13 protein-coding genes are annotated in these 13,337 nt (G+C 68.0%); 6 read left to right on the top strand and 7 right to left on the bottom strand.

Going from position 1 to position 13,337, the window contains the following annotated elements; genetic code table 11:
* The first annotated feature begins 76 nt into the window (after positions 1-76).
* The gene (locus SP5_RS13570; protein WP_042489716.1) at positions 77-640 is read left to right on the top strand and encodes a 3'-5' exonuclease; all 564 of its coding nucleotides are present in this window, start codon (positions 77-79) and stop codon (positions 638-640) included.
* A gap of 189 nt (positions 641-829) precedes the next feature.
* Here SP5_RS13570 and SP5_RS13565 read toward each other — a convergent pair whose 3' ends face one another.
* From SP5_RS13565 to SP5_RS13540, 6 genes are all read right to left on the bottom strand, one after another.
* Positions 830-1,261 carry a hypothetical protein gene (locus SP5_RS13565; protein WP_052811555.1) on the bottom strand — a complete coding sequence of 144 codons (432 nt, stop codon included), beginning with the start codon at positions 1,259-1,261 and terminating at the stop codon, positions 830-832.
* A 16-nt stretch (positions 1,262-1,277) separates the two neighbouring features.
* On the bottom strand, positions 1,278-1,679 hold the full coding sequence (locus SP5_RS13560) for a hypothetical protein (RefSeq protein WP_052811554.1): 402 nt from the start codon (positions 1,677-1,679) through the stop codon (positions 1,278-1,280).
* A 104-nt stretch (positions 1,680-1,783) separates the two neighbouring features.
* A complete protein-coding gene (locus tag SP5_RS18565) occupies positions 1,784-2,206 on the bottom strand; it encodes a hypothetical protein (RefSeq protein WP_052811553.1) in 423 nt (140 codons plus the stop codon).
* 45 nt (positions 2,207-2,251) lie between these two features.
* Complete coding sequence (locus tag SP5_RS13550) at positions 2,252-2,512, bottom strand: hypothetical protein (RefSeq protein WP_157013739.1); 261 nt, start codon at positions 2,510-2,512, stop codon at positions 2,252-2,254.
* A gap of 43 nt (positions 2,513-2,555) precedes the next feature.
* Positions 2,556-2,990 (bottom strand): CoA-binding protein, encoded by a 435-nt coding sequence (locus tag SP5_RS13545; protein WP_042489713.1) that lies wholly within the window; start codon positions 2,988-2,990, stop codon positions 2,556-2,558.
* Positions 2,991-3,080: 90 nt separating this feature from the next.
* A complete protein-coding gene (locus SP5_RS13540; RefSeq protein ID WP_042489712.1) occupies positions 3,081-4,034 on the bottom strand; it encodes an Mrp/NBP35 family ATP-binding protein in 954 nt (317 codons plus the stop codon).
* Positions 4,035-4,105: 71 nt separating this feature from the next.
* Between SP5_RS13540 and hflK the strand changes: the two genes are divergently transcribed.
* The 5 genes from hflK (at position 4,106) to SP5_RS13515 (ending at position 11,821) form a co-directional block, all read left to right on the top strand.
* Entirely contained in the window at positions 4,106-5,266 is a 1,161-nt protein-coding gene (hflK, locus tag SP5_RS13535) for a protease modulator HflK (protein ID WP_042489711.1), read from the top strand.
* Positions 5,263-6,129: a protease modulator HflC gene (gene hflC, locus SP5_RS13530; protein ID WP_174435548.1), complete on the top strand. Its 867-nt coding sequence runs from the start codon at positions 5,263-5,265 to the stop codon at positions 6,127-6,129. The genes hflK and hflC overlap by 4 nt, the downstream gene beginning before the upstream one ends.
* Positions 6,130-6,235: 106 nt before the next feature.
* The gene (locus tag SP5_RS13525) at positions 6,236-7,765 is read left to right on the top strand and encodes a Do family serine endopeptidase (protein WP_042489709.1); all 1,530 of its coding nucleotides are present in this window, start codon (positions 6,236-6,238) and stop codon (positions 7,763-7,765) included.
* 103 nt (positions 7,766-7,868) lie between these two features.
* A complete protein-coding gene (locus tag SP5_RS13520) occupies positions 7,869-9,479 on the top strand; it encodes a helicase HerA-like domain-containing protein (protein WP_157013738.1) in 1,611 nt (536 codons plus the stop codon).
* Positions 9,480-9,844: 365 nt separating this feature from the next.
* Positions 9,845-11,821, top strand: coding sequence for an OPT family oligopeptide transporter (locus SP5_RS13515; protein ID WP_042489705.1), 1,977 nt, complete (start codon positions 9,845-9,847; stop codon positions 11,819-11,821).
* A gap of 192 nt (positions 11,822-12,013) precedes the next feature.
* Here SP5_RS13515 and SP5_RS13510 read toward each other — a convergent pair whose 3' ends face one another.
* The gene (locus SP5_RS13510; protein ID WP_042489703.1) at positions 12,014-13,297 is read right to left on the bottom strand and encodes a glycoside hydrolase family 130 protein; all 1,284 of its coding nucleotides are present in this window, start codon (positions 13,295-13,297) and stop codon (positions 12,014-12,016) included.
* Positions 13,298-13,337 lie beyond the last annotated feature (40 nt).

Raw genomic sequence — 13,337 nt, 5'->3', positions numbered from 1 at the left:
GGATAGAAACGGTCGCTGTCGAGCCGGTCAGCGACCTTTTATTGCTCGAATGGCGCCAGCCCGCTAAAGGCCGTCCATGATTCCCCCCGATTTCGTGGTCATCGACGTCGAAACCGCCTGTTCGCGGACCAGCAGCATCTGCCAGATCGGCATCGTCGGCTATGCCGCGGGCGTCGAAGTGCTGGCCTATGAAACGCTGGTCGACCCGTGCGACGAGTTCAGCGCGTTCAATATCGCCATCCATGGCATCACCGCCGACCATGTGCTGGGCAAGCCGAATTTCGCCGCGCTGCATCCCGAACTGGCCGGGCTTCTGGGCGGGCGCGTGACGGTGGCGCATTCTGGCTTCGACAAGGGCGCACTGGGCCGCGCGTGCGAACGCGACGCCCTGCCGCCCATCGCCGCGCGCTGGCTGGACAGCGTGACGATCGCGCGGCGGGCCTGGCCGGAGCTGCCCAACCACAAGCTCAACACGCTGGCCGCGTTCCTGGAGCTGGAGCACCGGCACCATGATGCGCTCAGCGATGCGCGGGCGGCGGGGCAGGTCGTGCTGCGCGCCATGGCGACGACGGGCCTGACGCTGGCCGACTGGTTCCTCCCGCCGCCGTCCGCCCGCTCGCGGCGGCAGGTCCGGCGCTGAACCACCACAAACAAGCCCTCCCTCTCAAGCGCCACCCCGGCGAAGGCCGGGGTCCAGTACCGAGCCGACCAGAGGGCTTCACCATCGTACCCCAACTGGATCCCGGCCCTCGCCGGTATGGTATGGAAGGTCTGGGACGCTTATCCGGAGAGGGACGGGGGCTTCAAGACCCGCCGTCCTGAGCGACCATCACGGCTCCAGATGCCCCTGAGGACCCGGCCCGTCGAGCGCGATGGGAATGCGCTGGCTCTTGTCGCGCCTCTTGTCGGCCAGCTTGCTGATCCCGATCCGCACCTCGTTGGCGAGCATCAGTGCGGGCGTGACGAGATCGAATCCCACCTGACACCCGCCTTGCCGCGCCGGACACGGCGTGGAGGAGGCCGCCAGAGCCCCTGCCCCCGTCAGTTCGGGATTGGACGGCACCGGCCCGGCCGGCGGCTCGTCGCGGAGTTGCGGAACCCGGTCATCGGTCTGACGCCGCCCGCAGACGATGATGTCGGCGGCCGTCCCGCCCGAAGCCGGACAGGGATCGCGTGCCAGGATCGAAAAGCTTCCGCCCCCCGGTGGCGGCATCGGAACGGCGGGCACTGCCTGCCAAGCGATCAGCAGCAGCGGGATCATCACCTGTCTCCGGCCGTCATGGCGCGGGCTTGCGCAGGGTCGTCGTGCCACCGCTGCCCCGGGCATTGGTGTCCATCGTCACCCCGGCCAAGCCGCCGCCGACCAGGAAGGGCGACAGGTCCTTGACCGGCGTGCTTCGCGCGAGCAGCCGCGTCCGTTCCTCCATCACCCCTTCGTGACGGCGATCGCCGGGCTCGGGCGGTATCTCGAAGGGAATGCGGAAGCGGTCGGCATTGCGACGGCCGCACACGGTGATGTCGGTGGCGTTGGGATCATAGACGCAGCGCGTCTCGACACTGGTCAAGCGGCGGGTCTTGGCGACGATGGTGTCGACCGAAGGTGGCGGCGTGTCGTCGCCCTGTACCGACGGTCGTGCCGACAGTCCCGCCATCACCATGACCAACATCGTCGCAAGCATGACGCTCTCCCGGCATCGCCAGCCCCTCTGCCTGAAGGCGGGGCCGGGCGCGATCATGCCGGTTTTTCCAACCGAGCGCCAGCGTCAGCAGAGTCCCCCTCCGGTCAGGGTTCGAGATGCCCCTGCGGCCCCGGACCATCGAGCGCGATCGGCATCCGCTTGCTCTTGTCGCGCGCCTTGTCGAACAGCTTGCTGATGCCGATCCGCGCCTCGTTGGCGAGCATGAGCGTGGGCGTGACGACGTCGACCGGGGCGGCGCACCCCCTTTGACTGGCCGCACATGGCGTCCCCTCGGCGCGCAAGGCCCCGATGGCGGTCATCTCGGGATTGGACGGAGTCGCGCGGTCGGACGGCCCGCCCCGCAACTCGGGTGCCCGGTCGCTTCCCGGTCGACGACCACAGACGAGGATGTCCTGCCGCGTATCCGCAGAGGTCGGGCAATCGGGCAGCAGGATCGAAACGCGCTCTGTTCCCTCCGACGGGGCGGCGGGGACGGCCTGCATGGCGATCAGCAACAGGGGCAGCATGGCGATCCTCCTAAGGTATCGCGATCCTAGCGCCTGCCGCCCCGGCTAATCAATCGCGGTGCGGAACAGCGTACGCGGCTTGCTGGTGCAATATTTGTCGCCGACCACCGCGCAATAGGTGCCGTCATTGGCAAAGGCCCGTGCCTTGGAATCGATCGGCACGACATGGCTCGGGGCCAGGCGATAGGGCGAGGAACGCTTGCCGCCATGGCAGGTGGACAGGGTACAGCTCGGGGTCAGGCGCGGCAGGGTCATCCGCGGCTCCCCTTGCGCAACCGGAGCGGCCCATAGCAGCAGCGGCACCATCGTCATTCTCCCCTTCGTGTGATGTCGGCCGTCGCCCTTGTGTTCAGTCCTGCCCGACCGGCGCGACGCCCAGGCGCGGAATCTCGATGGCGGGGCAGCGGTTCATCACGACCTTCAGCCCGGCGGCCTCGGCGCGCGCGGCGGCGGCCTCGTTGACGACGCCCAGTTGCAGCCAGACCGCCTTGGCCCCGATGGCGATCGCCTCGTCCACCACGTCGCCCGCTGCCTCGGACCGGCGGAAGATGTCGACGATATCGATGGGGTCGCCCAGCTGGCCCAGCTCGCGAAAGACGAACTCGCCATGGACATGCTCGCCGGTGATCTGCGGATTGACCGGAATCACGCGATAGCCGTGATCCTGCAACCGCTTCATCACGCCGTAAGATGGCCGGTCGGGCCGGTCCGACGCGCCGACCATCGCGATGGTCCGCGCCTTCGCCAGCAGGTCGCGAATATCGTCATCGGCGGTCAACGGCATCGGTTATCCCCTATTCGCCGCCGACCTCCCGACTATCATTCGGAAAAGCGGCGGGTTACCGCGCCTCAACGCCCCGCCATGCCGCCGGTTTCATCGCGGGAGATCGAGCCAGTTCGCGACCTGCGCGGCCAGCGGCGCGAAGACCGTGTCGCCCTCGCCCGCCGCCGGAGGCTGGCCCGCGTCGGAGGCGGTGCGAATCGCGATGGTCAGGGGCACCCGGCCCAGGAACGGGATGCCCAGCTCGGCGGCGGCCGCCTCCGCCCCGCCCGATCCGAACGGATCCGACATGCCGCCGCAATGCGGACAGCAATAGCCCGCCATATTCTCGACCAGGCCGATGATCGGCACCCCCGCCTTGGTGAACAGGTCGATCGCGCGCCGCGCATCGATCAGCGCCAGATCCTGCGGCGTCGAGACGATCACCGCGCCCGCCGGGCGATGCTTCTGCACCATGGTCAGCTGCACGTCGCCGGTGCCGGGCGGCAGGTCGAGGACCAGCAGCTCGGTCGCGCCCCAGTCGCCATCGACCAGCTGGCTGAGCGCGCCCGCCGCCATCGGCCCGCGCCACGCGATCGCCTTGTCCGGCTCGACCAGCTGCCCCATCGACAGCAGCGACACGCCATAAGGGGTCGGCACCGGTTGCAGCTTGCCGTCCTGCGCCACCGGCTTCACACCCTCGGCCGCCATCAGGCGCGGTTGCGACGGGCCATAGATGTCGGCATCGACCAGCCCGGTCTTGCGACCGCCCCGCGCCAGCGCGATGGCGAGATTGGCCGACAGGGTGGACTTGCCCACGCCGCCCTTGCCGCTGGCGACCGCGATGATGCGACGCTCGCGCTTCTCGGCGGTCAGGACGACGCGGACATCCTCGGCCCCCGACTGGATCGCGGCGGCCTTCACCTCTTGCTCCAGCGCGTGGCGACCGGCGCCGTCGAGGCCGGTCGTGTCGAGCACGACCCCCGCCCGCGCGCCCTCCATCCGCACATTCGCGCGCTTGCCCGCCACCGCGGCGACCGCCGCCTTTACCGTCTCGATGATGCTCATGCGCGGCAGATAGGATGCGAAGCGCGGCTTGGCACTGTTTTTGTCGGCGAACCGTTCCTATAACGATGACTATGAGAAAGCTGACGGGCCGGTTTCAACGCCCCCCCATCCTAGCCGCCAACACGCCAAAAGGCCCCTGGGGCGGGTCCGGCGACGATCCCGATGGTGGTCCCCGCAACCCCTGGGCCGTTCCGCCGGGTGGCCGCAAGGCGCCGGGCAAGTCCACCGCGCTGGATGAGTTCATCCGCAAGGCGCGGGGATCGGGCGGCGGCGGCCCCGGTGAGGGGCCGGGCGGGTCCGGCGGCGGTTTCGGCGGCCTTCCGGGCGCACCGGGCGGCCGCACGCTCTGGGCGATCGGCGCGGCAATCTTGATCGTCATCTGGCTGCTCTATACCTCGATCCATCCGATCGGGCCGCAGCAGCGCGGCGTCGTGACCTATTTCGGTCGCTATACCGGCATCCTCGAACCGGGTATCCAGATCACCGCCCCCGCCCCGATCGCCAGCGTCCGGGTGCTGGACGTGCAAAAGATCCGCACCGAGAATTTCCCCGAAGGCTCGGGCGAGAATCTGGTGCTGACCAGCGACCAGAACATCATCGACCTGACCTATTCGGTGCGCTGGGACATCGCCAATCCGCGCGACTATGCCTTCCGCCTGGCGCAGCCGCAGGAAACCGTGCGCGCAGCGGCGGAGAGCGCAATGCGCGCGGTGATCGCCGACACTTCGCTGGACCAGGCGCTGGGTTCGGGACGTACCGGCATCGAACAGCGGGTGCAGGAGCTGACCCAGTCGATCCTGAACGAATATCGCGCGGGCGTGCGGATCCAGGGCGTCGCCATCAAGCAGGCTGCCCCGCCGCAGCAGATCGTCGACGATTTCAACAAGGTGACGGTGGCGCAGCAGCGTGCGGTCGCCGACGTCAACCAGGCGCGTTCCTATGCGCAGCAGGTGGTAGCCCGTGCGCAGGGCGAGGCGGCGCAGTTCGACAAGGTGTATGAACAATATCGCCTGGCCCCGGAGGTGACCCGTCGCCGCATGTATTACGAGACCATGGAGGCCGTGCTGGCCAAGTCGGACAAGACCATCGTCGAGACGCCCGGTGTCGTCCCTTATCTGCCTCTCTCCAAGGGGCAGGCCAGGCCGCTGCCGCCGGAGATCACCGCGACGGCTCCCGCCACGCCGCCCGCCGCTTCGGCGCAGGCCGGTTCGGAACAGGGAGGTGGCCAGTGAACGGCCTGACCGCACGCAACCCGATCGTGCTGGGCATCGCCCTGCTGATCGCGGTCATCATTGCCGCCTCGACCTTCTCGATCGTGCCCGAGACCAAGCAGGCGGTGATCTATCGGTTCGAGCAGCCGCGCCGGGTGGTCAACGGCTTTCGCCCCGGCGAGGAACTGGGCGACAGCGGCGCGGGCCTGATCGCGCGCATTCCCTTCGTCGACCGTATCGTCTGGGTCGACAAGCGCGTGCTCGACCTCGACCTGGAAAAGACCCAGGTGCTGTCGACCGACCAGCTGCGCATGAATGTCGACGCCTTTGCCCGCTTCCGCGTGATCGATCCGCGCCGGATGCTGGCGACCGCGGGCAGCGTCGACGGCGTCATCAACCAGCTTCGCCCGATCTTCGGATCGGCACTGCGCAACGAGCTGGGCAAGCGGCGTTCGTCCGAGCTGCTCAGCCCCGAGCGCGGCCAGGTGATGGACGCGATCCAGGTCCGCCTCGACCGCATCGCGCGCCAGTACGGCGTCCAGATCGTCGATGTGCGCATCAAGGAGGCCGAGTTGCCGCCGGGCACGCCGCTGCAAAGCGCGCTCGCCCGGATGCAGACCGCGCGCCAGCAGGAGGCGATCACCATCGCCGCACAAGGCCAGAAGCAGGCGCAGATCGTCCGCGCCGATGCCGATGCCCAGGCGGCGCAAATCTATGCCCAGGCCTTTGGCAAGGACCCCAATTTCTACGATTTCTACCGCGCCATGCAGTCCTATCGCCATACCTTCGGCGCGGACGGCTCGAATCAGGAACGCGGCGCCACGCAGATCATTCTGTCGCCGGAGAACAGCTATCTGAAGGAATTCACCGCGCCGGGCCGATAGGTGGAGATTCCACCTTTCCGCTCGTTCATATTCAAGCGTCGTTCAGCCAAACCGTGGCAAATAGGTCACGGTCAAACTGAATTTTCTTTGAGAGGACCCTAGCCCAGTGCGCTACGCCTACGCCATTACCAGTGCGCTCCTCCTCGGTGGTGCGACCGCGACCCTGGCCCTTCAGCCCGGCACCGCCCAGGTCGCGCAGAACGAACCGGGTGCGATCCAGGCGGTCGCCCCGCGCGCCGGCGCGCCGATGAGCTTTGCCGACATGGTCGCCAAGCTCCAGCCCGCCGTCGTCAACATTTCGACCAAGCAGTCGATCACGGTGAAGCAGCAGCCCAACCCGTTCTCGGGCACGCCGTTCGAGGGCTTTTTCGGCCAGTTCGGCGGCCAGGCCGGGCCGCAGCCGCAAAAGCGTGAAGGCGCCTCGCTGGGTTCGGGCTTCCTGATCTCGCCCGACGGCTATATCGTCACCAACAACCACGTCATCGCGCCGGGCGCGCAGGGTGCCTCGGTCGATTCGATCACCGTCACGCTGAACGACCGCAAGGAATATACCGCCAAGGTCGTCGGCCGCGACGAAACCTCCGACCTCGCGGTCCTGAAGATCGACGGCAAGAACCTGCCCTTCGTCCGCTTCGGCGATTCGGCGCGGGCGCGTCCGGGCGACTGGGTGCTGGCGATCGGCCAGCCCTTCGGCCTGTCGAGCACCGTGACCGCGGGCATCATCTCGGCGATCCACCGCGTCACCGGGCAGGGCGGCGCGAACGACCGCTTCATCCAGACCGACGCCGCGATCAACCAGGGCAATTCCGGTGGCCCGATGTTCGACATGAACGGCAACGTCATCGGCATCAACAGCCAGATCTATTCGCAGTCGGGTGGCAATATCGGCATCGGCTTCGCCATTCCGGCGGAGGACGCCAAGCCGATCGTCGAACGCCTGATGAAGGGCCAGAAGATCGAGCGCGGCTATCTGGGCGTGCAGATCGGCGGGCCGGTCAACGACGACGTCGCCGCTTCGCTGGGCGTGCCCAAGGGCCAGGGCGAGATCATCGCCAAGGTCGAACCCAATGGCCCCGCCGCCAAGGCCGGCCTGAAGGCGTTCGACGTCGTGACCAAGGTCAACGGCCAGTCGGTCACGCCCGAGCAGACCCTGTCCTATCTGATCGCGAACGTGCCGCCGGGCGGCCGCGTCCAGCTGGAAGTGCTGCGCGGCGGCAAGCCGGTGTCGCTGACCGCAACCGCCGCGACCCGTCCGTCCAACGAGGAACTGCGTTCGACCCTGGGTGACGGCTCCGACGCCTTCCCCGACGATGACGACGATGCGCAGACCACGCCTGCGGCCGGCGGCGGCCTGGGCCTGTCTGTCCAGGTGCTGACGCCCGCGATCGCGCGCGCGATCAATGTCGATCCGTCGACCCAGGGCGTGGTGATCGCGGCGGTCGATCCGTCGAGCGATGCCGCCGCCAAGCTGAAGCGCGGCGACGTCATCACGGCGGTCAACGGCGCGCCGATTCGCACTGCCGCCGACCTCCAGCAGGTCGTCGCCGCCGCCAAGGCCGCGGGCCGTCCGCAGGTGCTGGCGCAGATCACCCGCGGCAAGATCGCGGGTGCGCTGATCCCGCTGCGGATCAAGTAACCCGTCCACCCTTTACGGGCCGAGACAAAAAGGCCGTCGCATCCCAGGGATGCGGCGGCCTTTTGCTATTCCCGTCCCCGTCCGGCGCGATACAATGCGCGCCATGGACGGCATCTTCATCGGCACAGGTGGCGGCAAGCCACAGGCGATCGACCTCAAGCGCGCGAACCGGCACGGCCTGATCGCGGGCGCGACCGGCACCGGCAAGACGGTGACGCTGCAGACGATGGTCGAAGGCTTTTCGCGCGCGGGCGTGCCGAGCTTCGTCGCCGATGTGAAGGGCGACCTTTCGGGGCTCAGCATGGCGGGATCGGCGATGGGCAAGACGCACGCCGCCTTCAGCGCACGCGCCGCCGAACTGGACATGGCCGACTGGGCCTATGAGGCCGCGCCGGTGCAGTTCTGGGACCTGTTCGGTACCCAGGGGCATCCCGTCCGCGCCACCGTGTCGGAGATGGGGCCGCTGCTGCTGGCCCGCATGATGGGGTTGAACGAGACGCAGGAGGGCGTGCTGACCATCGCCTTCCATGTCGCGGACAAGGAAGGGCTGCTGCTGCTCGACCTGGACGATCTCCAGGCGATGCTGGCCGAATGCGCCGCGCGGGCGGACGAACTGACCACCACCTATGGCAATGTCTCGAAACAGTCGGTCGGTGCGATCCAGCGCGCGCTGCTCCAGCTGCGCACGCAAGGGGGCGAGCATTTCTTCGGTGAACCCGCGCTGGAACTGGCCGACCTGATCGCCACCGACGATACCGGGCGCGGCGTCGTCAATATCCTGGCCGCCGACCAGCTGATGGCAAGCCCCAAGCTCTACGCGACCTTCCTGCTGTGGCTGTTGTCCGAACTGTTCGAGCAGCTTCCCGAGATCGGCGACCCCGACAAGCCCAAGCTGGTCTTCTTCTTCGACGAGGCACATCTGCTGTTCGACGAGGCCGCGCCTGCCTTGGTCGACACGATCGAGCGCGTGGTGCGCCTGATCCGGTCCAAGGGCGTCGGCGTCTATTTCATCACCCAGAACCCGATCGACGTACCCGACAAGATCGCCGGACAGCTGGGCAACCGGGTCCAGCACGCACTGCGCGCCTTCACCCCGCGCGACCAGGCGGCGGTGCGCTCGGCAGCCGAGACGTTCCGCGCCAATCCGGGTGTGGACGTCGCCACCGCCATCACCGAGCTGAAGGTCGGCGAGGCGCTGGTCTCGCTGCTCCAGCCCGACGGCTCGCCCTCGCCGGTCGAGCGCACGCTGATCGCTCCGCCGCGCAGCCGGGTCGGCCCCGTGACGCCGGACGAACGCAAGGTCCTGATCGAGACCGATGCGGTCGGTGCCAAATACGACCAGGCGGTCGACCGCGAATCGGCCGAGGAACTGCTCGCCGCCAAGACCCGGGAGGCCGCTGCGGCGGCCGCCGAGGCGAAGGCGGCGACCGAGGCGGAGAAACAGGCCGCCCAACAGGCCAAGGCGGATGCAAAGGCCGCCAAGGAGGCCGAACGCGCCCGCATCGCCGAACAGCGCGCGGCGGCCGACTCCCCCTGGGCCAAGATGGCGAGCAGCGCGGCACGTTCGGCCAGTTCCTCGATCGGGCGACAGGTGGCCAACGAAATCGGCAAGCAGGTGTTCGGTGGTGGCTCGAGGCGGCGGTCGAGCAGCGCTGGCGGCGGGATCGTCGGCGCGGTGGTGCGTGGGGTGCTGGGGAATTTGTTTCGGGGGTAAGGCCCCGCGCGCACCCAACCCGCCCCCACCTCCGTTCCGCCTGAGCGAAGTCGAAGGCCACGGGAATCCACTCATCTCAAGCGCGCACCCCGGCGAAGGCCGGGGTCCAGTTACCATGGGCCGTTGAAGGCGCGGCATCTTGGCCTCCCACGCAACGGCCCGCGCACCACGAACTTTGCAAGACTTGGACCCCGGCCTTCGCCGGGGTGGGGCCTTTGGCGGTTGAATCGCGTAGCCTTCGACTTCGCTCAAGCTGAACGGAGGATTGGGAAGGAATACTCCCCCACGCCCGCCATGCGCAGCCTGAGCGCATTCCCCACACGAAATGCTAGGCGAGCGCCGCGCCTTCTGCCACATCTGCGCGCATGAGCCGTTCTCCCACGACCGCCCGCCCCGTTGCCGAACTGACCCTTCGCGGCATCGCACTCGGCGGGATCATCACCCTGTTGTTCACCGCCGCGAACGTCTATCTCGGCCTCAAGGTCGGCCTGACCTTCGCCACCTCGATCCCGGCGGCGGTCATCTCGATGGCCATCCTGCGCTACCTTCCCAACAGTTCGGTGCTGGAGAATAATATCGTCCAGACGGTCGCCTCGGCGGCGGGGACACTGGCGGCGATCATCTTCGTGCTGCCCGGGCTTGTCATGATCGGGTGGTGGCAGGGCTTTCCCTATCTGTTGACCGCCGGGATCACGGCGACCGGCGGCATATTGGGCGTCATGTTCTCGGTCCCCTTGCGCCGCGCGCTGGTCGTCGACACCGACCTGCCCTATCCGGAGGGCCGCGCCGCCGCCGAGGTGCTGAAGGTCGGTGCGGGCAGTCGTGAGGGCGAGGCCGAAAGCGCGACCGGCCTTCGCCTGATCGTCGTCAACGCCGTCGCTTCGGCCGCCTTCGCGATCCTGACCCAGACCAAGCTGGCGGTCGCCGAAGCGGCCGTCTGGTTCCGCACCGGCGCGGGCGCGACCGGCATTTCGGGCGGGCTGTCCTTCGCGCTGATCGGGGTCGGGCATCTGGTCGGCCTGTCGGTCGGCATAGCGATGCTGGCGGGCATCGCGATCGGCTGGTGGGTGGCGCTGCCCATTCTGACCGCCATGGCCCCCTCGGCCGGGCCGGTCGCGGAATGGGCGGGTGGCATTTTCAGCCGCGACGTGCGTTTCCTGGGCGCGGGGGTGATCGGGGTCGCGGCGATCTGGACGCTGCTGAAGATCATCGGGCCGGTCATCGGCGGTATCCGTTCCTCGCTTGCGGCCTCTTCGGCCCGGCGCGACGGCGCGGTCCTTGCCATCGGCGAGCGTGACCTGCCGATCGGGATCGTCGCCATCGTCGCGCTGGCGACGCTGGTGCCGATCGCCGGGCTGCTGTGGTCGGTGATCGCGGGCGGGCCGCTGGCCGCGTCGGGCTTTGCGTTGATCGGTGGCGCGCTGCTGTTCATCCTGCTGATCGGCCTCGTGATCGCGGCCGTTTGCGGGTATATGGCGGGGCTGATCGGCGCGTCGAACAGCCCGGTGTCGGGCATCGGCATCCTGTCGGTGCTGGCCGCAGCCCTGCTCCTCGTCGGGCTGTTCGGGCGCGGGACGTCACCGGAGACGACGCAGGCGCTGGTCGCCTATGCCCTGATCGTGACCGGCGTCGTGTTCGGTGTCGCGACGATCTCCAACGACAATCTGCAGGACCTGAAGACCGGCGAGCTGGTCGGCGCGACGCCGTGGAAGCAGCAGGTGGCGCTGGTCATCGGCGTCGTCTTCGGCAGCCTGGTGATCCCCCCCGTCCTCGACCTGCTCAACGCGACGCTGGGCTTTGCGGGCACGCCGGGTGCCGGGCCGAACGCGCTGTCCGCACCGCAGGCCGCGCTGATCTCGGCGCTCGCCAAGGGGGTGCTGGGCGGCGACCTCAACTGGGCGATGATCGGCGTCGGCGCGGCTGTCGGCATCGGGGTGATCGTGGCGGACGAAATCCTCGGCAAGCTCGGCTGGCTGCGCCTGCCGCCGCTGGGCGTCGGGCTGGGCATCTACCTGCCCATGTCGGCCACGCTGCCGGTCGTGATCGGCGCGGTGATCGGCCATGCCTATGACCGCTGGGCCAGGCGCAGCGCCAACCCGGAAGCCGCCGAGCGGCTGGGCGTGCTGGCCGCGACCGGCCTGATCGTGGGTGAAAGCCTGTGGGGGGTGGGTTTTGCCGGGATCGTCTACCTGACCAACTCGGACGCGCCGCTGGCGCTGGTCGGGGACGGCTTTGCCACGCCTGCGCTGATCGGGGGGACGATCCTGTTCCTGGGGATCGTGGCGGCGCTGTATCGCTATACGCGGCGTCAGGTCGTCAGCCTGCCGGCAGCGGCACGCTGATCCCTGCGGGATTCGATATGTTTCCTCCCCTGTAAGGGGAGGTGGCAGGCCGAAGGCCTGACGGAGGAGTGTCCCGCGATCGAGAGAGGGGGTACACCCCTCCACCATCCTTCGGATGGTTCCCCTCCCCCCTAAGGGGGAGGAAAGGAGGGGACCGGGCGGCACGGTATCGTTACCCGCGCCACTTCGTGATCACATCGCGGCGAGCAGCTCGCTGATCTTCACGAACGCAAAGCCGATCGAGCTGTCCGCGATGCCATAGGGCAGGAACAGCGAGTCGCCGTGGCGGATCGCGCCGCAGGAATAGACGACGTTGGGCACATAGCCCTCGCGGTCCTGATCCTTGGCGGCCAAGATCGGCTGCTTCGTCCGGCCAAGCACCTTGGACGGGTCGTTCTTGTCGAGCAAAGCCGCGCCGATCGAATATTTGCGCATCGCGCCGACGCCGTGGGTTAGCAGCAACCAGCCTTCGTCCACCTCGATGGGCGGACCGCAATTGCCGATCTGCACCAGTTCCCAGGGATAGACGGGCGTCAGGATCTTCTCGCCATCGTCCCAGTGGGTCAGCGAATCGGACTTGAGCAGGAACAGGTTCTCGCCGTCCTGCCGCCCGATCATCATATACTGGCCTGCCACCTTGCGCGGGAACAGCGCCATGCCCTTGTTCCGCGCCGCCGCGCCGGTCATCGGCACGAGGTCGAACGCGCGGAAATCGCGGGTGCGCATCAGTTCGGACTGGATGCCCGAGCCGTCATAGGCGGTGTAGGTGCCGATCCACTCGACCGCGCTGTCGTCATGTGTGAACTGGACGATGCGCATGTCCTCCAGCCCCTTGGACTGGGCCTGGGTGATCGGGAAGATGACCGTGCCCGACAGGGTCGAATCGCGGTGGCGGTGGACCGTGATCGGGCCGCTCGGCATCTCATACTCGCCCCAGCCATGCACGTCCGTCGCGGTCGCGAAGGGTGGCTCGGGCGCCAGGCGCAGCTGATTCTGGTCGTTGATGATGCCTTCGCGGAAGGCGACCGAGGAGATATGCCCCTCACCCACCGACCGCATCGACATCAGGATACGCTGCGACCCCGGCTGGATGCCGGTCTGGTCGAAATGCGGCACCGCCGACGGGTTCATCAGCGCGGCCGCGGCATAGCTGTATTCGTGGCAGAAATAGGCCCCGATCAGCTGGCGCTTCTCGTCGCCGATCTTCGACCCATCCAGCTTCAGCAGATCCTCGATCTGGTCGTAGCGGGTCATGAAGACGCGCCGCGTCTGCCAGTGCCGGGCCTCGAAATCCTTCAGCACGGCTTCCAGCTGGTCACTCGCTTCCTGCGGCGACATGGCCAGCACTTCGCCGACCAGCCGTTCGGTCCGGCTGGGGGGTGCGCCATTGCCACCGCCCCAGGCGATGTGAAACGGCCGCACCACGACGCGCGAAGGATCGGCATGAAGCCGCAGCCGGTGGTTGAAAAGATCCATCGCGCTACCGTCTCGCCACTTTACCAAAAACGCTCATCAC

The sequence above is a fragment of the Sphingomonas parapaucimobilis NBRC 15100 genome (assembly GCF_000787715.1).
Lineage (GTDB): Bacteria > Pseudomonadota > Alphaproteobacteria > Sphingomonadales > Sphingomonadaceae > Sphingomonas > Sphingomonas parapaucimobilis.
This window is presented reverse-complemented; position numbering and strand designations above follow the sequence as displayed.

Coding starts and splice junctions, on each gene's coding strand:
- SP5_RS13570 (WP_042489716.1), top strand. CDS start 77: ATGATTCCCCCCGATTTCGTGGTCATCGACGTCGAAACCGCCTGTTCG.
- SP5_RS13565 (WP_052811555.1), bottom strand. CDS start 1,261: ATGATCCCGCTGCTGCTGATCGCTTGGCAGGCAGTGCCCGCCGTTCCG.
- SP5_RS13560 (WP_052811554.1), bottom strand. CDS start 1,679: ATGCTTGCGACGATGTTGGTCATGGTGATGGCGGGACTGTCGGCACGA.
- SP5_RS18565 (WP_052811553.1), bottom strand. CDS start 2,206: ATGCTGCCCCTGTTGCTGATCGCCATGCAGGCCGTCCCCGCCGCCCCG.
- SP5_RS13550 (WP_157013739.1), bottom strand. CDS start 2,512: ATGGTGCCGCTGCTGCTATGGGCCGCTCCGGTTGCGCAAGGGGAGCCG.
- SP5_RS13545 (WP_042489713.1), bottom strand. CDS start 2,990: ATGCCGTTGACCGCCGATGACGATATTCGCGACCTGCTGGCGAAGGCG.
- SP5_RS13540 (WP_042489712.1), bottom strand. CDS start 4,034: ATGAGCATCATCGAGACGGTAAAGGCGGCGGTCGCCGCGGTGGCGGGC.
- hflK (WP_042489711.1), top strand. CDS start 4,106: ATGAGAAAGCTGACGGGCCGGTTTCAACGCCCCCCCATCCTAGCCGCC.
- SP5_RS13520 (WP_157013738.1), top strand. CDS start 7,869: ATGGACGGCATCTTCATCGGCACAGGTGGCGGCAAGCCACAGGCGATC.
- SP5_RS13515 (WP_042489705.1), top strand. CDS start 9,845: ATGAGCCGTTCTCCCACGACCGCCCGCCCCGTTGCCGAACTGACCCTT.
- SP5_RS13510 (WP_042489703.1), bottom strand. CDS start 13,297: ATGGATCTTTTCAACCACCGGCTGCGGCTTCATGCCGATCCTTCGCGC.